The organism is Ruegeria sp. CJ9 (genome assembly GCF_056536625.1).
Genome location: NZ_JBQFPY010000001.1, coordinates 843,516 through 862,709, shown reverse-complemented (window position 1 = coordinate 862,709; position 19,194 = coordinate 843,516). Strand labels below are relative to the sequence as shown.

At 58.4% G+C, this 19,194-nt stretch carries 21 protein-coding genes; 11 read left to right on the top strand and 10 right to left on the bottom strand.

Annotation, left to right across the window (positions count from 1 at the left end; genetic code table 11):
• Positions 1 to 9: 9 nt before the first annotated feature.
• The 3 genes from ACR0AJ_RS04315 to ACR0AJ_RS04305 form a co-directional block, all read right to left on the bottom strand.
• A complete protein-coding gene (locus tag ACR0AJ_RS04315; RefSeq protein WP_170347947.1) occupies positions 10 to 342 on the bottom strand; it encodes a GYD domain-containing protein in 333 nt (110 codons plus the stop codon).
• An 85-nt stretch (positions 343 to 427) separates the two neighbouring features.
• On the bottom strand, positions 428 to 1,249 hold the full coding sequence (locus tag ACR0AJ_RS04310; protein ID WP_480646074.1) for a DUF2182 domain-containing protein: 822 nt from the start codon (positions 1,247 to 1,249) through the stop codon (positions 428 to 430).
• Between the two features lie 11 nt (positions 1,250 to 1,260).
• On the bottom strand, positions 1,261 to 1,896 hold the full coding sequence (locus ACR0AJ_RS04305) for a DUF1326 domain-containing protein (protein WP_480740167.1): 636 nt from the start codon (positions 1,894 to 1,896) through the stop codon (positions 1,261 to 1,263).
• 280 nt (positions 1,897 to 2,176) lie between these two features.
• On the opposite strand from ACR0AJ_RS04305, the gene rpmG reads away from it, so the two are divergent.
• Positions 2,177 to 2,344 (top strand): 50S ribosomal protein L33, encoded by a 168-nt coding sequence (gene rpmG, locus ACR0AJ_RS04300; protein ID WP_037309480.1) that lies wholly within the window; start codon positions 2,177 to 2,179, stop codon positions 2,342 to 2,344.
• 206 nt (positions 2,345 to 2,550) lie between these two features.
• Positions 2,551 to 3,057 (top strand): hypothetical protein, encoded by a 507-nt coding sequence (locus tag ACR0AJ_RS04295; RefSeq protein ID WP_480740165.1) that lies wholly within the window; start codon positions 2,551 to 2,553, stop codon positions 3,055 to 3,057.
• A gap of 167 nt (positions 3,058 to 3,224) precedes the next feature.
• Here ACR0AJ_RS04295 and ACR0AJ_RS04290 read toward each other — a convergent pair whose 3' ends face one another.
• On the bottom strand, positions 3,225 to 4,004 hold the full coding sequence (locus ACR0AJ_RS04290) for a Bax inhibitor-1/YccA family protein (RefSeq protein ID WP_170347951.1): 780 nt from the start codon (positions 4,002 to 4,004) through the stop codon (positions 3,225 to 3,227).
• Between the two features lie 182 nt (positions 4,005 to 4,186).
• A complete protein-coding gene (locus ACR0AJ_RS04285; protein ID WP_170347952.1) occupies positions 4,187 to 4,396 on the bottom strand; it encodes a DUF1127 domain-containing protein in 210 nt (69 codons plus the stop codon).
• Positions 4,397 to 4,523: 127 nt separating this feature from the next.
• On the opposite strand from ACR0AJ_RS04285, the gene ACR0AJ_RS04280 reads away from it, so the two are divergent.
• Positions 4,524 to 5,405, top strand: coding sequence for a LysR family transcriptional regulator (locus ACR0AJ_RS04280; RefSeq protein ID WP_170347953.1), 882 nt, complete (start codon positions 4,524 to 4,526; stop codon positions 5,403 to 5,405).
• Here ACR0AJ_RS04280 and ACR0AJ_RS04275 read toward each other — a convergent pair.
• The gene (locus tag ACR0AJ_RS04275; RefSeq protein ID WP_480646076.1) at positions 5,402 to 6,358 is read right to left on the bottom strand and encodes an NADPH:quinone oxidoreductase family protein; all 957 of its coding nucleotides are present in this window, start codon (positions 6,356 to 6,358) and stop codon (positions 5,402 to 5,404) included. The genes ACR0AJ_RS04280 and ACR0AJ_RS04275 overlap by 4 nt on opposite strands.
• A gap of 338 nt (positions 6,359 to 6,696) precedes the next feature.
• Between ACR0AJ_RS04275 and ACR0AJ_RS04270 the strand changes: the two genes are divergently transcribed.
• The 3 genes from ACR0AJ_RS04270 (at position 6,697) to ACR0AJ_RS04260 (ending at position 9,355) form a co-directional block, all read left to right on the top strand.
• Positions 6,697 to 7,068, top strand: a complete 372-nt coding sequence (locus ACR0AJ_RS04270) for a helix-turn-helix domain-containing protein (protein WP_170347955.1) — start codon at positions 6,697 to 6,699, stop codon at positions 7,066 to 7,068.
• Between the two features lie 46 nt (positions 7,069 to 7,114).
• Positions 7,115 to 7,906: a histidinol-phosphatase gene (gene hisN, locus ACR0AJ_RS04265; protein WP_480646078.1), complete on the top strand. Its 792-nt coding sequence runs from the start codon at positions 7,115 to 7,117 to the stop codon at positions 7,904 to 7,906.
• Positions 7,907 to 8,020: 114 nt separating this feature from the next.
• Positions 8,021 to 9,355 (top strand): 8-oxoguanine deaminase, encoded by a 1,335-nt coding sequence (locus tag ACR0AJ_RS04260; protein WP_480646079.1) that lies wholly within the window; start codon positions 8,021 to 8,023, stop codon positions 9,353 to 9,355.
• Here ACR0AJ_RS04260 and guaD read toward each other — a convergent pair.
• Complete coding sequence (gene guaD / locus ACR0AJ_RS04255; RefSeq protein WP_480646081.1) at positions 9,352 to 10,641, bottom strand: guanine deaminase; 1,290 nt, start codon at positions 10,639 to 10,641, stop codon at positions 9,352 to 9,354. The genes ACR0AJ_RS04260 and guaD overlap by 4 nt on opposite strands.
• Before the next feature lie 140 nt (positions 10,642 to 10,781).
• Between guaD and mgtE the strand changes: the two genes are divergently transcribed.
• Both mgtE and ACR0AJ_RS04245 read left to right on the top strand, forming a co-directional pair.
• Positions 10,782 to 12,176 carry a magnesium transporter gene (mgtE, locus tag ACR0AJ_RS04250; protein ID WP_170347958.1) on the top strand — a complete coding sequence of 465 codons (1,395 nt, stop codon included), beginning with the start codon at positions 10,782 to 10,784 and terminating at the stop codon, positions 12,174 to 12,176.
• Positions 12,173 to 12,736: a 5-formyltetrahydrofolate cyclo-ligase gene (locus ACR0AJ_RS04245; protein ID WP_170347959.1), complete on the top strand. Its 564-nt coding sequence runs from the start codon at positions 12,173 to 12,175 to the stop codon at positions 12,734 to 12,736. Before mgtE ends, ACR0AJ_RS04245 begins: the two co-directional genes overlap by 4 nt.
• Before the next feature lie 5 nt (positions 12,737 to 12,741).
• Here ACR0AJ_RS04245 and ACR0AJ_RS04240 read toward each other — a convergent pair whose 3' ends face one another.
• Entirely contained in the window at positions 12,742 to 12,975 is a 234-nt protein-coding gene (locus tag ACR0AJ_RS04240) for a putative hemolysin (protein ID WP_170347960.1), read from the bottom strand.
• Positions 12,976 to 13,064: 89 nt separating this feature from the next.
• Between ACR0AJ_RS04240 and ACR0AJ_RS04235 the strand changes: the two genes are divergently transcribed.
• The 3 genes from ACR0AJ_RS04235 to ACR0AJ_RS04225 all read left to right on the top strand — a co-directional run bounded on the left by ACR0AJ_RS04235 (position 13,065) and on the right by ACR0AJ_RS04225 (position 16,585).
• Positions 13,065 to 13,880, top strand: coding sequence for a TIGR00282 family metallophosphoesterase (locus ACR0AJ_RS04235; RefSeq protein ID WP_170347961.1), 816 nt, complete (start codon positions 13,065 to 13,067; stop codon positions 13,878 to 13,880).
• 90 nt (positions 13,881 to 13,970) lie between these two features.
• Complete coding sequence (locus tag ACR0AJ_RS04230; protein WP_480646083.1) at positions 13,971 to 15,749, top strand: SLC13 family permease; 1,779 nt, start codon at positions 13,971 to 13,973, stop codon at positions 15,747 to 15,749.
• A gap of 95 nt (positions 15,750 to 15,844) precedes the next feature.
• Positions 15,845 to 16,585 (top strand): YbaY family lipoprotein, encoded by a 741-nt coding sequence (locus tag ACR0AJ_RS04225; protein ID WP_170347963.1) that lies wholly within the window; start codon positions 15,845 to 15,847, stop codon positions 16,583 to 16,585.
• Positions 16,586 to 16,594: 9 nt separating this feature from the next.
• On the opposite strand, the gene ACR0AJ_RS04220 is transcribed toward ACR0AJ_RS04225, so the two are convergent.
• Together ACR0AJ_RS04220 and ACR0AJ_RS04215 are read right to left on the bottom strand one after the other, a co-directional pair.
• A complete protein-coding gene (locus ACR0AJ_RS04220; protein WP_480740162.1) occupies positions 16,595 to 18,256 on the bottom strand; it encodes an FAD-binding dehydrogenase in 1,662 nt (553 codons plus the stop codon).
• An 11-nt stretch (positions 18,257 to 18,267) separates the two neighbouring features.
• Positions 18,268 to 19,125 carry a bile acid:sodium symporter family protein gene (locus ACR0AJ_RS04215; protein ID WP_170347965.1) on the bottom strand — a complete coding sequence of 286 codons (858 nt, stop codon included), beginning with the start codon at positions 19,123 to 19,125 and terminating at the stop codon, positions 18,268 to 18,270.
• Positions 19,126 to 19,194 lie beyond the last annotated feature (69 nt).

Genomic DNA, 19,194 nt, shown 5'->3' with positions numbered 1-19,194 from the left:
AGATCCCGATTAACGGCCCGGCGCCTTGTAGGCTCCGGTCAGTTTTGCGGCTTTTTTGGTCACAGCGACAAAGTCTTTTGCCTTCCATGCTCGCACGGTTTCAACTTTTGACACCGCGCCTGATGCTGCAACGGCCATGCCTATAGCAACTGCATCCGTGCTTTCCGGCAATTCGCTGACAACCACCACGTCATTGTCGCCAGAGGTCATGTAAAACGCCACCAGCTTACCGCCGGCTTTTTTCAGCAATGCCCTGACCGCGCCCGAACGGTCCACGGGTTTCTTGAGCATTCCCTTAACGCCTTCCGGCGAATAGGACGCGTAGGTGATAAAAATAGGCATGACTACCTCCTGTCAAAAAAGTTAATGCAGAACCCGAAATTTGGCCGGTCCTTCAGCCCTTATGAACGTTTCAGCCTGTCGCGATCTATGAGATTGCGATCAGCCAAACGCCCACGACGATCAACGCAACACCAGTGAGCGGAACGAACCACCGCACCCGCGGCATCAGCTTTTCCAACGCGACATAAACGGCAATGCCCACAATCCAATAAAGGTTCATCACTCCGCCCACGAACAGCAGCAACATCAACGCCCAGCAACATCCCAGGCAAAACGCACCATGCAGCGCGCCAGTACGAAACGCGCCATAGGCACCGGGCCTGTTGTGGTCGGCCAGGAATTGGGCGGGGCTGCGGCAGTGACGCAGACAAGCGGTTTTCAAGCTGGACAACTGGTACAAACCGGCAGCGACCAGTACGCATCCGGCAAAAAATTTCGAGTGGATCGTCATCATCGGCCCATCGGAAAGTCCGACGCTTTCCATCGCCCATTGCGCCCCGGTTGCAATGATGCTGAACACCGCCCAGGCAACCAGATAGCCCGTCAAAAAAAGCAGGCTGAGACGCGACGCCCGCAACTTGTCCGGCCCCATTCGTTTGATCGCCGTATACAACAGAACGGTGGGGGCAGCGCTGGGGGTCATCATGGCAATCATCATGACCCACCACATCAGGAAAATCAGAACGGCGTAGATCGGTGTCCAGCGTGTCTCAGTCGCCATATTCATCGGCTCGCCAATCGGGCCAGCCATTCGGGTCATGTCGATGGCGGACATGTTCATACCGATGCCCGCAATCGTGTACCAGGACGCGCCCAGAATGATCAGCAGAACGCAGAACACAACGATGCCGCTGTCGCGCCGCAGCACCCGATCTACGACTCCGGGACGGGGAGGGGACGTGCTCATGTTAGCCTCCGCTATGCGCCGAGGACTCCGTGGCCTGAGATGTTGAGATGCGCCAAATGCGCGTGTGTCGCGTCAAAGGTTAGGCTGATCGCGCCGCCTGTTGTCTTGGCGGTCCCCGAGGCCGCCTCGGCGTGGCGATACTCGAACCCGTTGGGCAATTGTATCGAGGCACGATGCGGCATGCCCGAGACGATATGCGGGATCGGGCTGACCTCTACATCGAAGATACCCGAAACTTTGGCGTATCCAGCACGCTCATCCCGGTTCCACTTCAATTCGATCGGGGCATACAAAGTCTCATGTTTTGTCGGGGCCATGGCGCTATAGACGTACCACATGGTCGCCATTTCGTCGGTGTCTTCACCTTTCATTATGGCCTCAATAGCGGCGCGCTGGTCGGCGCTGGTGGCTTCGTCAATGATCAGCTGCATCTGGCCGTTGCCTTCGTGAATGGGGCCGGGCCAGTGGTACACGCCAGCCGCGCGCACTCCGGCAAGATCGGTGTCGCCATAGTTCCCGGACTCAATATCGAACACGACAACAGCCTCGCAATTGCCATGGCTTGGAAGGACGCTGAACTGACACGGGCAACCAAAGTTGCAATTGCAATTGGCCAATTCTTCACCCTGAAGTTTCCATTCCGTCATGATAGCCCCCCAAAAACATGCTTAAAACCTCTGCTCGCAGAGGGTTTCGCCTGTTGCTGCCGTTTCGAAATACGAGCCTGTCGTCGGCTTCTTTGTGGGATAGAACGGCGGGACCTTATCACAGAACCGTGATCGCGCCAAACCGGGGCAGGGTGCGACTGCAGGAATTGTGCGCGTTGTGCGCGGAATCTGGTTGACTCGGCTGCGCGACCGAGTAAAAGCGCACGCTCATAGGAATTCAACCGAAAGGCCCCTGCCTTTCCGGACGCAGGAGATAACCATGGCGAAGCCGACGACAATCAAGATCCGTCTGAACTCGACCGCGGGCACGGGCCACTTCTACGTGACCAAGAAAAACGCGCGCACCATGACCGAGAAAATGACCATTCGTAAATACGATCCGGTCGTTCGGAAGCATGTCGAGTATAAGGAAGGCAAGATTAAGTAATCTGCCGTCCAGCTTGGACAGTTACGAAGGGTTCTGCTGTGGCAGGGCCCTTTTTCTTTGCGCATGACCCACTGGGGTCGGGCTTGTGGCGCTTCGCGCCGTTGCAACGAAGCATCAGCGATTGGGGCAATCGGATCGTCGACGGGTTGCTTTTTGCAAGAGCTTGCCTCTACGCTTCAACAACTCGTTCCAAAATGTTGGCCGTCATGAAAAAAATCTTGTTTTCCTCTACGATCATTCTGGCCCTAGCGGCCTGTGAAGATCCCTATAACCGCGAAGGCATCGGATTCACGGGTATCGATGGTGAACCGCGCTCGCTTTCGGATGTACCCGGTGCAGTGGGCATCCTTCCGCCTGCAACGAATGTGCCGGCTGAACTGGCCGTTCTGCCTGCCGTGACCGTCACGACGGATGAGACTGAGGCAGAGAAAGTTGCCCGAGTTGCAATTGAAAATGGTGGACGCAGCGATACGGACTCGGTGGTTCTGACCGGGCAGGACACCAATCTGTTCCTCAGCACCGTCAATGTGAACGGCACCCTCTATGGTGTTCTGCGCACCCCGAACAACAGCACGCGCGTCGATAATCAGATCGGTGCCAACTTTGGTCGCAACGCGGAACAGTTTACCGGCTGTTTGCCTGCGGGTGACGTCTACCGCAAGGGCTCTTCCGACAGCAGCTCGGGTTTTGCGGTGCCGCTGAACTGCAGCTAAGACCCCGTTCATTCTATCTTCCTAGGCCTCGCCATTTGAGCGGGGCCTTTGTCTTTTTGGGGCACCGGTCGAGGTGTCAACCGGGCTGTGAAACGGCTAAATAGGCAAAAGAAAAGGGCGGGTCGTTTTGGACCCGCCCTGTTTAATTGGTGCAGTGTTGAAGCGCGTTATTCTTGCTGCCCCATGAACATCAGCAGGAACTGGAACATGTTCAGGAACGAGATGTACAGGCTCAGCGCTCCGTCAATTGCGGCTTTGTTCAACCACTCCTGATCACCATGGGTTGCGTGCGCAATGTAGGTGTTCTTGATGTCCTGCGTGTAGAACGCGGTCAGACCAGCAAAGATCAGTACACCGATTGCCGAGATTGCGAACATCATTGCAGGCGATTGCAGGAAGATGTTGATGACCATCGCCACTAGCAGGCCGATCAAGCCCATCATCAGGAACGTGCCCATGCCGCTCAGGTTGCGCTTGGTGGTGTAGCCAAAGAGGCTTAGGCCAGCAAAGGCAATCGAGGTCACGATGAACGTCTGCGCGATCGAGTAGGGGGTGTAGATCATGAACACCGAGCTCATCGACACGCCCATTACGGCGGCGAAGACGAAAAAGCCCAGCTGTACGGCTGCCGCCGATCCGCGCCGCATAAGTGCGCCCCATCCGAAGATTAGGAAGGCCAGAGGCGAAAAGATCACAACCCATTTCAGCGGCGACATAAATAGTGCCCCACCCAGGCTGGTCAGGTAACGGTCAGCGCCGATCTGGGCTACTGCGTTGGTCGGATCAGACGTCACAGCAAGACCGGCAATCGCCCATGCGGCGAGCGCCGTGATCAGCATGCCCACAGACATCGTGCCGTAGACTTTGTTCATATGGGCGCGCAGGCCCTCGTCAATCTGGGCAGCGCGCGTACCGGCAGCCGTCCGGATCGTGTCAAATTGTGCCATTAAAGGGTCTCCCTTCACATAATTCTTTTCGCGGTCCGAAACCCGGACCCCGTTCCCAGCAAATATCGGCAACTGCGGGCCGTGTTTCAAGAGTTTAGAGTGGGAAACCGGTTAAAACATGCAACAAAATGGCGACCTGCGTCTGCGGGCCGCCATTCAGTAGGAAAACATGAGTGTCAGGGTCATTTTTGCCAGAATTCCGGTGCATCCCAGAAGGGGCGAGCGGCTTCGGCATCGGCCTGTTCGCGGGTGATTCCGATATCTTCTAGTGCTCGCGCATCCAATCTGGCAAGCGTGCAACGCTGGCGACGCAGCGAGAACGCATCCAACAACATGGTCAGGCCAAAACGACGACGGGGCGGGCAAGGTCTGTGAATTGCAATTTGGGTCATAATGTATGTCCTTTCATCGATCCTAGATGAGTTTTCGATCTCTCATCAAGTTCCTTGATTTATATGGCGCACTATGACACATTTTAAAAATGAATGTTTTTGAAGTGATACATAAGGATTCGTGAACATGCGGAATTTGGACATTACGACATTGCGATCGTTTGTGGCGGTGGCGGATCAGGGTGGAGTGACACGTGCCGCCGGGTTCCTGCACCTGACGCAATCCGCCGTTTCAATGCAGCTGAAGCGTCTGGAAGAGCTGCTGGGACTGGAACTGCTGGATCGCAGTGGCCGAACCATCGCGCTGACAGCGTCCGGAGAACAACTGTTGGCTTATGCCCGCCGGATGATTGCGTTGAACGATGAGGTGATCTCGAAACTCACTGACCAAGCCTTTGAGGGTGAAGTCGTTCTGGGTGTGCCGCATGACATCGTTTACCCGGCTATTCCGCGTGTCCTGCAGCGGTTCAACGTGGATTTCCCGCGGGTGCGGGTGCAGTTGATTTCTTCGTACACGATGCAGTTGAAGGAAATGTTCAAACGCGGCGAATGCGATTTGATCCTCACAACTGAGGCAAGTGCGGGCGAGGGGGGCGAAATCATCGCCGAATTGCCGTTGCGCTGGATCGGGGCGCCGGGTGGGTCGGCGTGGCGCAAGCGGCCGATCCCAATAGCGCTTGGCCGTCGCTGCATGTTCCGGCCACAGGTCATCGCGGCATTGGATGAGGCTGGCATCCCGTGGGAGCTGTCGGTTGAAACCGAAAATGATCGCACCATCGAGGCGACCGTTGCCGCTGACTTGGCCGTCCACGCCATGCTCGACGGAACCGAGGCTGCGCATTTGGTTCAAATCGATGATGGCGGTGTATTGCCTGAGCTGCCCGAACATATGATCAACCTGTACGGAGGCGATACCGGACGCGGGCCGTTGGTTGAGGCACTTGCAGCTTTGGTTCGACAGAATTTCCGCATGCTCGGCAGTGCGCCCTTGAAGGCTGTGGTCGGTTAGGGCGTAATCACGACCTTGCCGGTTGCCGCACGGTCGCGCAACAATTGCAGGCCTTTCTCGGTATCCGACAGGGGCAGCACGTGGCTGATATGCGGCTTGATCCGCCCTTCGGCACACCACCGAAACAGCGTGTCAAAACTGTCCTGAACGATCTGCGGCCGAAAGGTCAGATAGCCACCGATGTAAAAGCCGATCACCGTCAGGTTCTTAACCAGCAGATGATTGGCCGGAATCTGCGGCACATCTCCGCCTGCAAAACCGATAGGCAGCATGCGGCCTTCGGGGTTGGTGGCGCGAAAGGCGGCTTTGAACACGTCGCCGCCAACGGCGTCATACACCACGTCCGCTCCGCCCAGTTCCTTTACACGCGCGCGTAAATCCTCGGACGCATCAATCAGGTGATCCGCCCCCGCTGCCTGAGCGACCGCCAGTTTGTCTGCGCCGCGCGCCTGCGCAATTACGGTTGCCCCCATCAGCTTGCCGATTTCGACGGCGGTCAGCCCAACACCGCCAGCCGCGCCAGTGACCAGCAGGGTTTCTCCGGGTTGTAATTGGGCGCGGTGATCCAGGGCGATGTGACTGGTGCCATAAGCGATCTGAATCGCGGCGGCATCCTCAAAGCTGACCGAATCGGGCAGGGGAATTGCGCGTTCAGCGTCAAACACCCCGAATTCTGCCAGGCCGCCCTGACCTGAATAGATCGCAATGCGATCACCGGTGCTCAGATGCGAAACGCCGGGACCTGTTGTTTCGACCACGCCAGCGATTTCCATTCCTTGTGTGAACGGCGCGGGCGGCGTGTCCTGGTACGTTCCCTTCTGCATCAGCAGATCGGCAAAGTTCAGACCGCATGCCTTGATCGCGACACGGACCTGGCCTTCTTGTGGGGTCGGCACGTCAATGTCGCAAAGCTGGGCGGCGGCGTCCGTAGATGAAATTCTATAGGCCAGCATGGTCGGGCTCCTGTGGTTTGGCGCATAGGTTCGTGCTGACCGGGGAATGTCAATCGCTTACCCGGCGGGGCGGAAAGGACTGTGTGGATGACGTCTCAGGCTTGCCGACGGTAACTGCGTGTGCGGGATCGAAAGGGCACAACCTTAGTCCTGTGCATGGTGAAACAGATTCAACCTTCTTGAAAAAAAACCCAAAAAGAGCAATATTGTCCCAGGTGCTGATTTGGGGGGCATGTTCCTGATTAGGGAGTGGTTAAGGGCGGCTCGCTAGTGTTGCGGTAGTACATGCATGTCGCACACCCGAATTAGTTGTGTGTGTAGGTAAGAGGAGAATACCAATGACCCATCACGTCGATGTCCATGTGGGCAAACGCGTCAGGCATCGCCGCTGGCTGATTGGCATGACCCAACAGCAGTTGGCGCAGCAGGTTGGTATTAAGTTTCAACAGATTCAGAAATACGAGACCGGGGCCAACCGGATCAGCGCGTCGCGCCTTTGGGACATTGCCGAGGCATTGGATGTTCCCGTCAGCTTTTTCTTTGAAGGTCTGGAAGAATCTGAAAAGGAAACAGCCGGCAAAAAATCGGTTCCGGCCGATCTGATGGGGGACAAGGAAGCTCTGGATCTGGTGCGCTCTTACTATGCGATTCCGGAAAACCAGCGCCGCCGCTTGTTCGAACTTGCCCGCGTCCTGAGCGACGTCGCCTGAGAGAACCGGGGTTGACTCTGGCACGTGTGATCCGCACGGGTAGCGCATGCAAGAGACAACTTTAAGTGATCTGGATGTAGCGGAAGAAATGGCCGACGCGGCGCGCGCGGCCATTCTTCCGTTTTTTAGACAATCAAATATTGAGACGTCGAACAAGCTGGTCGACGGCTTTGATCCGGTCACGGTCGCGGATCGGAACGCAGAAAAGGCCATGCGCGAGGTTCTGGCCAAGCACCGCCCCGATGACAGCATTTTCGGCGAGGAGTTCGGCCAGACGCAGGGCAGTTCCGGCCGGACGTGGGTGTTGGACCCAATCGATGGCACCCGCGGTTTTATCAGCGGCACACCGACATGGGGCGTGCTGATCGCGCTGAGCAACCAGAACGGGCCGTTCTTGGGCGTCATTGATCAGCCCTATATCGGCGAACGTTTCCTTGGATCAGCGGATGTTGCACAGGCGACTGGGCCGACCGGAACTATGCCGCTGAAATCTCGCAAAACCTCCAGTCTGGATCAGGCCATTCTGTTCACGACCTTCCCCGAGGTCGGCACCCCTGAAGAACGCGCCGGGTTCGAGGCTGTGGCCCAACAGGTGCAACTGACCCGGTATGGCATGGATTGCTACGCTTACGCTTTGCTGGCGGCGGGGCAGGTCGATCTGGTGATCGAAGCGGGCCTGAATGCTTATGATGTTCAAGCCCCCATTGCGGTGATCGAGGCCGCAGGTGGTATCGTGACAGATTGGCAAGGTGGTCCAGCCCATGAGGGCGGACGGGTGTTGGCTGCGGCAAATGCCGAATTACATGCGGCGGCGCTAAAGCTTCTGCGCAACTACTGAAACAGCTTGTCGGGTTAAGGCTGGTCAGGTAATCTCTGCCCGGCTGGTTCTTATGCCCGTTTTCCGCCAGCCCATACCTTCTTGCACGAAACGGGCGGATGCAAGGAGGGCGACATGACCGAAATCCTGATCAAGAACGCAGACACCATCCTGACGATGGATGACACACGCCGCGAGCTTTCCGGCGCGGATATCCTGATCCGCGGTGGACAGATCGACCAGATCGGCCACGGACTGCAAACAACCGGAAGGGTGCATGACGCCACAGGATGTGTCGTCACGCCGGGTCTGGTGAATACCCATCACCACCTTTACCAAAGCCTTACCCGTGCGGTGCCCGGTGGGCAGGATGCGCTGTTGTTTGGTTGGCTTAAGACGCTGTATCCCATCTGGTCCCGCTTTGGGCCCGAAGAAATGTTTGTCTCGGCCCAGATCGGGTTGGCCGAGCTGGCGCTGTCAGGGTGTACACTCAGTTCCGACCACCTTTACCTGTACCCCAACGGTGCCCGGCTGGATGACACGATTGCTGCCGCCGCCGAGATCGGAATGCGATTCCATCCGACGCGCGGTGCGATGAGTATCGGGGAAAGCGACGGAGGTCTGCCGCCCGACGCCTTGGTCGAAAAAGAGCAAGCGATTCTGGACGACATGATCCGTGTGGTCGATACGTTTCATGACCCGTCTGAGGGCGCAATGTGCCGTGTAGGGCTTGCACCGTGTTCGCCATTTTCCGTCAGCCGTGACCTGATGCGCGATGCTGCGCTTCTCGCTAGGAACAAGGGCGTTATGCTGCATACTCATCTGGCGGAAAATGACGAGGACATCGCCTATTCGCAGGCCCAGTTTGGCTGCCGTCCGGGCCAATATGCCGAGGATTTGGGCTGGACCGGCACGGACGTCTGGCACGCCCATTGCGTCAAACTGGATGGGGTGGAAATAGACCTGTTCGCCAAAACACAAACCGGCGTCGCGCATTGCCCCTGTTCCAATTGTCGGCTGGGTTCGGGCATCGCGCCGGTGCGCGAGATGCGGGATCACGGCGTGCCTGTTGGACTGGGCGTGGATGGTTCAGCGAGCAATGACATTGGCAACATGATCCTCGAGGCGCGTCAGGCCATGCTGTTGCAACGGGTAGCCAACGGCGCGGATGCCATGTCGTCGCGCGAAGTTCTAGAGATTGCGACACGCGGTGGTGCAGATGTGCTGAACCGTCCTGATTGCGGACGTCTGGAGCCCGGAAAACGCGCTGACATCGCGATTTGGGACACAAGCTGTATCGAAAGCGCCGGCAGTTGGGACCCGGCGGCTTTGCTGTTGGCCGGACCGGTGAAGGTCAAGCACCTGTTCGTCGAGGGCCGCCAGATCGTGTGTGACGGGCATGTCACCAGTTTGGACATGCCCCGCGTGATCGAGCGGCAGAACCAGCTGGCCCGCGCCCTGCAAGTCTAGTTGGAAACGCGTTGACCGGCGATCCAGACCTCTGCGATCGCCCGGTCATCGCCCATCATGATGGTGGGAAAGATGGCCTCCCACAGGTTCTCGGCGCAGGCTTCGCGCTGGGCAATGGCGGGGGTCGAGGCGAGGTCGAGCACGATCAGATCAGCCTCCATCCCCGGTGCAACGTTGCCGATGCAATCGTCCATCCGCAGCGTGCGTGCTGAGCCAACCGTGCTTAGCCACAAAAGTTGCGCGGCGTGCAGCGGCGCCCCGCGCAGTTGTCCGATTTCATAAGCTGCTGCCATCGTTCGCAGCATCGAAAAACTGGACCCGCCGCCGGTGTCCGTCGCCAACCCGACGCGATGGCCGTCACGCATCAACCCCGCCATATCGAACAAGCCAGAGCCGATGAATGTGTTCGAGGTCGGGCAGTGGATTAGCGCCGCGTCGACCTCGCGCAGGCGATCGCGTTCGCGTGCTTCAAGATGGATAACGTGGCCATACAGGCCGTTCGACCCTAATAGGCCAAATTTTTCATAGGTATCCAAATAATCGCGTGCCTCGGGGAATAGCTCGCGGACCCAGGCGATCTCATCGGTTTGTTCGCTCAGGTGGGTTTGCATCAGGCAATGCGGGTAATCGGCCCAGAGCGCGCCCATGGCTTCCAGTTGTTCCGGCGTGGACGTGGGCGAAAAACGTGGGGTGATGGCATAAGACAGGCGATCTATGCCGTGCCAATTCTCAAGCAGCTTCTGGGACTGATCAAAACCCGTTTGCGCCGTGTCCCGCAGCCCCTCGGGCGCATTGCGGTCCATGCAGGTTTTGCCCGCCACAACCCGTTGGTTGCGCTTTTGCGCGGCGGTAAAAAATGCATCAACGCTTTCGGGGTGAATGGTGCAGAAACTGCACATGGTCGTGGTTCCATGCGCAGCTGTCAGGTCAAGATAGCGGTTGGCGATTTCAGAGGCATAGACCGGGTCGCTGAACTTCATCTCTTCGGGGAAGGTATAGGTGTTTAGCCAGTCGATCAGACGTTTGCCCCAACTGGCGATCATTGCGGTTTGGGGATAGTGGACATGCGCATCGACGAAACCTGCCATGATCACGTTCTGGCCGTGATCCACAACGTTGGCCTCGGGGTTGTCGGCGCGCAGGCTTTCGGCATCCCCAACAGCAGATATTCGGTCGTCTTCAACCAGAACGGCCCCGCTGATTTTCACGGCCTCGGTCGGATCTCCTTCAAAAGGGGAACCCGTAAAGCTCAGAACACGACCTTTCAGCAGCGTTTTTTGCGCCATTTTCATCCATCTCCGCCTGAATAGGACTGTGAAACAGCATAGGCGGGCGAAACTTGCCGGTAAATCGGCGCATTGTCATTGTTTTCCGGTAGCTGCTTCTTCTAATTAGGGGGCAATGAGCGCGCGAAACGGGGGCAGACATGACAACAGGCTTTGATGAACCCGTAACCGAGTCCACAAGTGACGAAGACGTCTATGCGCTGGATCGCAAGACTGTGGCGGATATCCTGTACGCGGTCGAAGTGGATGATCGCGACAAACTGATCGAGCTGATGGATCCGCTGCACGCTGCGGACATCGCCGACCTTCTGGAACAGATCAGCCCTCAGGAACGCGCCCAACTGATCCGTCTGTACGACAAGGAATTCGACGGCGATATCTTGTCGGAACTGGATGAGGCCGTTCGTGAAGAGGTTATCGAGGTTCTGCGCCCGGACGTTCTGGCCGACGCTGTACGGGACATGGAAAGCGACGATGTTGTCGACCTTCTGGAAGACCTCGAAGAACCGCAGCAAGAGGCCATCCTTGACGCGCTGGAGGATTCCGAACGGATCGCGGCTGAGCAGGCGCTGTCCTACCCCGAAAACTCGGCCGGCCGCCTTATGCAGCGCGAGGTTGTCATGGCCCCCGAACATTGGACCGTTGGGCAGGCCATCGACTTCATGCGGGCCAATGACGACCTGCCGGAACAGTTCTATCACGTTGTTTTGGTCGATCCCCGGTTGAAGCCGGTAGCGCAGGTCATGCTGGGCAAGCTGATGGCCGCTCGGCGTGAGGTGCCGCTGCACGACATCGCCGAAGAAGAGTTCCACACTATTCCTGTCGATCAGGACGAAGAGGACGTGGCATATGCGTTCAACCAGTATCACCTGATCTCGTCGCCCGTGGTCGATGCAGACGGGCGACTGGTCGGTGTGATCACCATCGACGACGCGATGGTTGTTCTGGATGAGGAATACGAAGAGGACATGCTGCACCTTGCGGGTGTCAGCAACGAAAGTTCGCTGTCCGACAGCGTTGCCGCGACCAGTAAGCGGCGTCTGCCTTGGCTGGCGGTGAACCTGTGTACGGCGATTTGCGCCTCGCTGGTGATTTCCCAGTTCGAGGCGGCGATTGATCAGTTGGTGGCGCTGGCCATTCTGATGCCGATCGTGGCGTCGATGGGCGGCAATGCGGGCACTCAATCGCTGACAGTTGCGGTGCGGGCTTTGGCGACGCGCGACCTTACGGGGTCGAACGTATTGCGCGTGATCCGGCGGGAACTGCTGGTGGGGATGTTGAACGGCCTGTGTTTCGCCATCGTTTTGGGAACCGTAGGGATGATGTGGTTCGATTCTGCGATGCTGGGTGTCGTGATCGGCGCTGCCTTGGTCGTGAATATGATCATCGCTGGGTTCATCGGTACGGTAGTACCTGTGGTGCTGGACCGATTGGGCGCTGACCCGGCGCTTGCCTCCGGCACCTTCGTGACGACCACAACGGATGTCATGGGGTTCTTCCTGTTCCTTGGGCTTGCCAGCGTGGTGCTACTGTGACCGATCTGACCGAAATCAAAGCCGCTGCGCGCAAGGCGGCTTTTGCACGCCGCAAGGTTGCTTTTGACACCCGCCTGCCCGGTGCTGCGGGGCGCTTGTCCGAGGTTCTGGCCGGACACCGTGGCGTGCCTCTGTCCGGTTATATGCCGATCCGTACCGAGATTGATCCAGTGGCGGCGATGGCAGAAGCATCGGCCTATGGTCCGGTTGGTGTGCCGGTCATTCAGGCTGCCGGTCAGCCACTAAAGTTTTCGCGCTGGACGCCTGAAGGCACGCTGAAGGACGGCCCGTTTGGGGCCAAGGTGCCCGAGGTCGACGATTACTTCGACCCCGAAATTCTGATTGTCCCATTGGTTGCTTTCGATGCGCTGGGCGGGCGGCTGGGCTATGGCGGCGGTTTTTACGACCGCACGTTGCAGGGTCTGCGTGCCAAGCGCCCGACACTGGCCATTGGCTTTGCCTTTGACGCGCAAGAGGCCAAAGAGCTGCCGTTAGAGCCCACGGATCAACCGCTGGATATGGTGATTACCGAAAGCCGGGTTCTGACGTTCTCGGGCTGATCGCCTTAGCTCGGGTGGTTCTCACGGAAGAACTCCCAGGCATCCACCTCGCGCCCATCCGGCAGAATGCAAACGCCGGTTTGGCCGTTGTCACCGTCGCGTATCTCGTACTGTGCGCCGCTGTCGATGCAATAGGTCGCCGCGGGGTTCGCCAGTTGCGTGGTGGAATCGGTTGCTGGGGTTTCGTCGCAGGCGGCAAGTGCGAATAGGCCAGCAACGGCCAAAAGGATGCGAGTCATCAAGATTCTCCTGCTTTAAAGGCTTTGGCAGATTATGCAGGCAGCTTAATCACTTGTGCTTGGTCATTACCACACTTAGGACAGGTTGGATGAGGATACTTTTTCTGGGTGACGTCATGGGCCGTGCGGGACGCATGGCCATTCAGCAACATTTGCCGCGTTTGCGCGACGAATGGCGGCTGGATTTCGTTGTGGTCAATGGCGAGAATGCCTCGAACGGGATGGGTCTGACCGGCGATCATGCCAAGCTACTACTGGACGCGGGCGCGGACTGTCTAACGCTGGGCGATCACGCGTTCGATCAGAAAGATATGCTGCAATTCATCGAGAGCGAACCGCGTATCGTGCGCCCGGTGAATTTTGCGAAGGGTGCGCCGGGGCGGGGGCATCGGTTGTACACCGCGCCGGGCGGGCGCAAGGTTCTGGTGGTGCAGGTTCTGGGGCAGGTCTTTATGAAACGGCCCTTTGACGATCCGTTCTCGGCGGTTGAGCCCATTCTGAAGTCCCACCCGCGTGGCGGGCAGGCCCAGGCGATCATCGTCGATATGCATTGCGAGGCCACGTCTGAGAAGATGGCGATGGGCCATTATTGTGACAAACGTGCAAGCCTAGTGGTCGGCACTCATACGCATGTTCCAACTGCGGATGCACAGATCCTGCCGGGTGGCACGGCGTATCTGACCGATGCGGGGATGTGTGGCGACTATGACTCAGTGATCGGGATGGACAAGGTCGAGCCGATGCGCCGCTTTATCACCGGCATGCCAAAGGCGCGGTTTACCCCGGCCAATGGCGAAGCAACGCTGAGCGGTGTGTTCGTTGAAACCGATGACCGCGACGGGCGGGCAAAATCTGTGCAAATGGTGCGCGTCGGTGGGCGTTTGCAGCAGGCCGGGCCGCAATAAGGCGATGTCAGGCTTGCTCTGCCGCGCGCAATGCGTGAAACTGGCTGCCGGGCGCGTAAGCCAGGCTAGGGTTCGGACAGAATACCAAGAATGCAACTCCTTCAACTGACAGAAACAGGCAGCGCAATACTGGCGCTTTTGGTCGTCGCGGGCATGTTCGTCATGTTCCTGCGTGAGGTCTACCCGACCGAAGTCGTTGCCATCGGCGGTGTCGCCATCATGCTGGTGACGGGTATCTTGCCGTATCAAAGCGCGCTGGCGGTTCTTTCCAACCCGGCGCCGTGGACGATTGCGGCGATGTTCATCATCATGGGGGCTCTGGTGCGCACTGGCGCGCTGGACGCATTTACCTCGACCGCGCAAAAGCAGGCACAGGTAAACCCGCGTTTCGCCATCGGGTTGCTGATGGCGTTTGTTGTGCTGGCGTCGGCCGTGGTGTCGAATACGCCGGTGGTTGTCGTGATGATCCCGGTATTTGTGCAGATCGCGCGCACGCTGAATGTTCCGGCCTCGAAATTGCTGATCCCGTTGAGTTATGCAGCGATTTTAGGCGGCACGCTGACGTTGATCGGAACCTCGACCAACCTGTTGGTGGATGGTGTGGCCCGTGCGCAGGGGATGCCCGCCTTCACCATTTTCGAGGTGACCCCGTTGGGCATCGCTCTGGTGATCTACGGTATGGTCTACCTGCGCTTTATCGCGCCGCGCCTGCTGCCGGATCGGGACAGCATGGCAACCTTGCTGTCCGACCGGTCCAAGATGAAGTTCTTTACCGAAGCCGTCATTCCGCCTGAAAGCAACCTTATCGGTCGAGAGGTCACAGGGGTTCAGCTGTTCAAGCGCCCCGGTGTGCGGCTGATCGACGTAATCCGCGGGGATGAGTCGCTGCGGCGTAATCTGAAAGGTGTTGAGTTGAAACTTGGCGACCGTGTCGTTCTGCGAACTGAAATGACCGAATTGCTGAGCTTGCAAAGCAACAAGGAACTAAAGCGCGTCGATCAGGTCTCGGCCGTTGAGACCAAGACGGTCGAGGTTCTGATCACCCCAGGTTGCCGCATGGTGGGTCGGACGCTGGGTACGCTGCGTTTGCGGCGTCGGTATGGTGTCTATGTGCTGGCTGTACACCGACGGAACCAGAATATCGGGCGTCAACTGGATGATCTTGTGGTGCGGGTCGGCGACACGCTGCTGCTGGAAGGATCGCCCGCTGACATTCAGAAACTCGCCGCCGACATGGACATGGTCGACGTTTCGCAACCGTCGGCACGTGCGTTCCGGCGAAGCCATGCCCCCATTGCGATTGGCGCGCTGGTCGGTATCGTCGCCTTGGCCGCGTTGGGTGTCGCACCGATCCTGTTGCTGTCGGTTCTGGCAGTTGCGGTGGTCCTGATCACGCGCTGCATCGACGCGGATGAAGCATTTTCTTTTGTCGAGGGCCGCTTGCTGGCGTTGATCTTCTCGATGCTGGCCATAGGGGCCGCGCTGGATAAATCCGGTGCTGTATCGCTGATTGTCGAGGCGATTGCTCCGGGCCTCAGCTCATTGCCGCCCTTCCTGATCATCTGGGCCGTATACCTGCTGACCTCGGTGCTGACTGAACTGGTATCAAACAACGCGGTGGCCGTGGTGGTGACACCGATTGCCATCGGGTTGGCTCAGGCGGTCGGGATTGACCCGCGCCCGCTGGTGGTGGCGGTGATGGTGGCGGCCTCAGCCTCGTTCGCGACGCCGATCGGGTATCAGACCAACATGATGGTTTATGGTCCGGGCGGGTACAGGTTTGTCGATTTCATGAAGGTCGGCATTCCGCTGAACCTGACTGTTGGGCTGCTGGCGTCGTTGTTGATCCCGCTGATCTGGCCCCTGTAAATCAGGCGTGGAATCGCCGATTTGGATCACTAGGTCTTGTAAATACTGATCTGGCCACGATCTTTTCACCAAAGTGGAAGTGAAAGGATTGTGTCATGCCATTTCCAAAGCTCGGCCAGGCCATCGTTGTCTGCGCTCTTGTCCTGACTATTTTGGGCAGCCAAAGCCATGCTGGAACCGTAACGGGAACCGCTGCCTATCGCGAGCGGATTGCCGTGCCGCCCGATGCGACGCTATATGTCGAGCTTCAGGATGTCTCTCTGGCCGATGCACCGGCAGTGTCCCTTGCTGCAAAACGCTATGCAATGGACAGCGTTCCCGCGCAGTTCGAGCTGACATTCGATGACGCGCTGATCAAGGACGGGCACCGCTATGTGGTGCGGGCCTCGATCAGCCAGGGGCAAGACCTGCTGTTCACCACCGATACGGCCTATCCGGTTCTGACCGATGGGGCAGGAAATTCCGCAGACCTTATGCTGGTGCAAGTGCAGGGGGGAAACATGCTGGACAACACGCAGTGGACGGCCGCCGCCCTGAACGGTGCACCGATTGAAGCAGAGCGCCGCCCAGAGATTAACTTTGCCCAAGATGGTGCCTTTTCAGGCAGCGGTGGCTGCAACCGATTCAACGGGCAGGCCGACATTTCCGGTGCGACTATCACATTCCCTGACAATATGGCTGCCACGCTGATGGCGTGTCCTCCGGCCTTGGAAGAGGTTGAGCGGCAATTCTTTCAAGCCTTGCAAAGCGTCACCACTTACGCGGTTGAAGGCGATGCGCTGGCCTTTCTGGATGCCGCAGGCGAACCGGTTATCAAATTCGTGCGCACCCGGTAGGCGGGGCCGTCAGGCGACGGCCCTTGATCGCCCGGCATTGCGGCCCGAAAATATGCAGCCGCCCAGAAACGAGCCTTCCAGCGCGTTGTAGCCGTGATAACCGCCGCCGCCAAACCCGGCGACTTCGCCTGCGGCAAACAGGCCGGGCACAACCTGACCATCCGCGCCGATCATCTGGCTGTCGAGATTGGTCTGCAATCCACCCAGCGTTTTGCGTGTCAGCACGTGCAGTTTCACGGCGATCAGCGGGCCGTTTGCGGGATCAAGAAACTTGTGCGGCTTGGCGGTGCGGATCAGCTTGTCGCCGCGATAATTGCGCGCGGCCAGAATGGCGGCCATCTGCGCGTCCTTGGTAAAGGGGTTGTCGACCTGGCTATCCCGCGCCTCGATCTGGGCGCGCAGATGCGCCTCGTCAATCAACCCACCGCCCATTTGGTTCATACCGCTGACCAGTTCGGTCAGAGTGTTGGCGACAATGAAATCCTCACCATGTTCCTTAAAGGCCTCGACAGGCGCGGTGGCTTTTGAGCCGGTCAGGACGCGCTGGAACAGCACCTCGCGCCAGCCGCCATCAGTCATGTCTGGGTTCTGCTCAGACCCGGACAGGGCGAATTCCTTTTTGATCACCTTTTGGGTCAGCACAAACCAGCTGTATTCATATCCTGTTTTAAGGATCTCCTGCAGCGTGCCCAGCGTGTCGAACCCCGGCATGAAGGGCGGTTTCAACCGATTGCCACGCGCGTCAAACCACAATGAGCTGGGGCCGGGCAGGATACGGATGCCATGCGCGGGCCAGATCGGATTCCAGTTCCGCACACCCTCAGTATAGTGCCACATCCGGTCGCCGTTGATGACGTGCCCGCCGGCCTTTTCGCTTATGGGAATCATACGACCATCCACGTGAAACGGAACGCCCGCCACCATATCTTTGGGCGGCTCACCCAACCGATCGCGGGGCCAGCTTTTGCGCACCATCTCAAAATTGCCGCCGATCCCACCCGAGGTAACGATGACCGAGGGCGCATAGATCTCGAACTCACCCACTTCATCGCGGTTGGTTTTGGCACCGTGGGGTGCCGTGTCATCGGCTAGAACCTCGCCCGAGACCCCTTTGGCGCGCCCGTTCTGCATAATGATGTGGCTGACCTGATGGCGGAATTTCAACTCGATCAGACCGGCGCTGACATGTTCGCGCACGCGGCGGACAAAGTTCTTCAGAACGCCCGGTCCGGTGCCCCATGTGATGTGAAACCGCGGCACTGAATTTCCAAGACCATCCGCATAGGACCCACCGCGTTCAGCCCAGCCAACGATAGGAAACCAGCGCAGGCCCATCTCATACAGCCACGGACGCATTTCACCTGCGGCAAATTCCACATAGGCCTCGGCCCATTTGCGGGGCCATGCGTCTTCTTCGCGGTCAAACTGCGCGCTGCCCATCCAGTCGCGCAGCGCAAGGTCCTGACTGTCTTTGATGCCCATCCGGCGCTGTTCTGGCGTGTCGACCATGAAAAGACCGCCCAAACTCCAATGCGCTTGCCCGCCCAGAAAATGCTCAGGCTCCTGATCCAGCACGATCACCTTCTTGCCACGATCCCCCAACTCAGCCGCAGCGGCCAGCCCGGCCAGTCCAGTGCCCACGACAATGGCGTCAGCAGTAGTGTTGGTCATGTCTTGTCCTTTCAGCGGCTGCGGAGCCAGGCGATGTAGGGCAGGGCCACGACATACATCATGATCCCGTAGACGGCCGAGGGCAGAGCCAGCGGGCTGAACCCGCTGTCTGTCCCGGTGATCAGCGCCGCCAACGTGATCCCCAGCGTCGAATTCTGAATGCCGGTTTCAATTGAGACCGTTTTGCTTTCCGTCCACGACAGCTTTGCGGCACGGGCAATTCCCAATCCAATCGCCAACAGCGCAACGTTCAGCGTGATCAGACTCGCGCCCATGATCCCAAGGTTGTCGACGAACAACTGCCAGTTCCCGGCAAGCGCGGCGATCACGATCAGAACGAAAAGAACGGTGGCCGTCTTGGACAGCGGTGCGTCGATCCGTTCGGCAAATCCGGCTGCGAAATGGCGCAGGCTGACGCCGATGGCGACGGGCAGTGTGGTGATCAAGAACATTGCAATTGCCAGCCCGGTGATCGACACGTCGGGCGCGTCTTCGCCCATGAAGTGAGCGATGGTCCAAGCCGCCAAAACGGGAACGGTAATCATGGACAACAGGCTGATCACGGCAGTCAGGCTAACCGACAGCGCGACATCGGCCTTGGCCAGTTTGGACAGGATGTTGCTGGTGACCCCTCCGGGGCAAAAGCTAAGCAGCATGAACCCCACCGCGATCTCGGGCGGCAAAGCGAAGAGTTTGACTATGATGAAGGCTGCGACGGGCAGCAAAACAACTTGGCTTAGCGCGCCTATGGTAAAAGGATAACCCCGGCGCAGCACCCGTTGGAAGTCAGATACCTGAAGCCCAACACCAAGGGACAGCATGATAATGGCCAACGACAACGGCAGCCCGACATTTATTAGCAAATCCAAGAACAACTCCTCCCTCAGCCGTTCGGATCAGCCTAAGCGAGTGTTCAAGGCGCAGGCAACCGCGCCGTT

What these genes read in the sequence shown, in the direction of transcription:
- ACR0AJ_RS04315 (WP_170347947.1), bottom strand. Translation starts at nt 342, where the DNA reads ATGCCTATTTTTATCACCTACGCGTCCTATTCGCCGGAAGGCGTTAAG.
- ACR0AJ_RS04310 (WP_480646074.1), bottom strand. Translation starts at nt 1,249, where the DNA reads ATGAGCACGTCCCCTCCCCGTCCCGGAGTCGTAGATCGGGTGCTGCGG.
- ACR0AJ_RS04305 (WP_480740167.1), bottom strand. Translation starts at nt 1,896, where the DNA reads ATGACGGAATGGAAACTTCAGGGTGAAGAATTGGCCAATTGCAATTGC.
- rpmG (WP_037309480.1), top strand. Translation starts at nt 2,177, where the DNA reads ATGGCGAAGCCGACGACAATCAAGATCCGTCTGAACTCGACCGCGGGC.
- ACR0AJ_RS04295 (WP_480740165.1), top strand. Translation starts at nt 2,551, where the DNA reads ATGAAAAAAATCTTGTTTTCCTCTACGATCATTCTGGCCCTAGCGGCC.
- ACR0AJ_RS04290 (WP_170347951.1), bottom strand. Translation starts at nt 4,004, where the DNA reads ATGGCACAATTTGACACGATCCGGACGGCTGCCGGTACGCGCGCTGCC.
- ACR0AJ_RS04285 (WP_170347952.1), bottom strand. Translation starts at nt 4,396, where the DNA reads ATGACCCAAATTGCAATTCACAGACCTTGCCCGCCCCGTCGTCGTTTT.
- ACR0AJ_RS04280 (WP_170347953.1), top strand. Translation starts at nt 4,524, where the DNA reads ATGCGGAATTTGGACATTACGACATTGCGATCGTTTGTGGCGGTGGCG.
- ACR0AJ_RS04275 (WP_480646076.1), bottom strand. Translation starts at nt 6,358, where the DNA reads ATGCTGGCCTATAGAATTTCATCTACGGACGCCGCCGCCCAGCTTTGC.
- ACR0AJ_RS04270 (WP_170347955.1), top strand. Translation starts at nt 6,697, where the DNA reads ATGACCCATCACGTCGATGTCCATGTGGGCAAACGCGTCAGGCATCGC.
- hisN (WP_480646078.1), top strand. Translation starts at nt 7,115, where the DNA reads ATGCAAGAGACAACTTTAAGTGATCTGGATGTAGCGGAAGAAATGGCC.
- ACR0AJ_RS04260 (WP_480646079.1), top strand. Translation starts at nt 8,021, where the DNA reads ATGACCGAAATCCTGATCAAGAACGCAGACACCATCCTGACGATGGAT.
- guaD (WP_480646081.1), bottom strand. Translation starts at nt 10,641, where the DNA reads ATGGCGCAAAAAACGCTGCTGAAAGGTCGTGTTCTGAGCTTTACGGGT.
- mgtE (WP_170347958.1), top strand. Translation starts at nt 10,782, where the DNA reads ATGACAACAGGCTTTGATGAACCCGTAACCGAGTCCACAAGTGACGAA.
- ACR0AJ_RS04240 (WP_170347960.1), bottom strand. Translation starts at nt 12,975, where the DNA reads ATGACTCGCATCCTTTTGGCCGTTGCTGGCCTATTCGCACTTGCCGCC.
- ACR0AJ_RS04235 (WP_170347961.1), top strand. Translation starts at nt 13,065, where the DNA reads ATGAGGATACTTTTTCTGGGTGACGTCATGGGCCGTGCGGGACGCATG.
- ACR0AJ_RS04230 (WP_480646083.1), top strand. Translation starts at nt 13,971, where the DNA reads ATGCAACTCCTTCAACTGACAGAAACAGGCAGCGCAATACTGGCGCTT.
- ACR0AJ_RS04225 (WP_170347963.1), top strand. Translation starts at nt 15,845, where the DNA reads ATGCCATTTCCAAAGCTCGGCCAGGCCATCGTTGTCTGCGCTCTTGTC.
- ACR0AJ_RS04220 (WP_480740162.1), bottom strand. Translation starts at nt 18,256, where the DNA reads ATGACCAACACTACTGCTGACGCCATTGTCGTGGGCACTGGACTGGCC.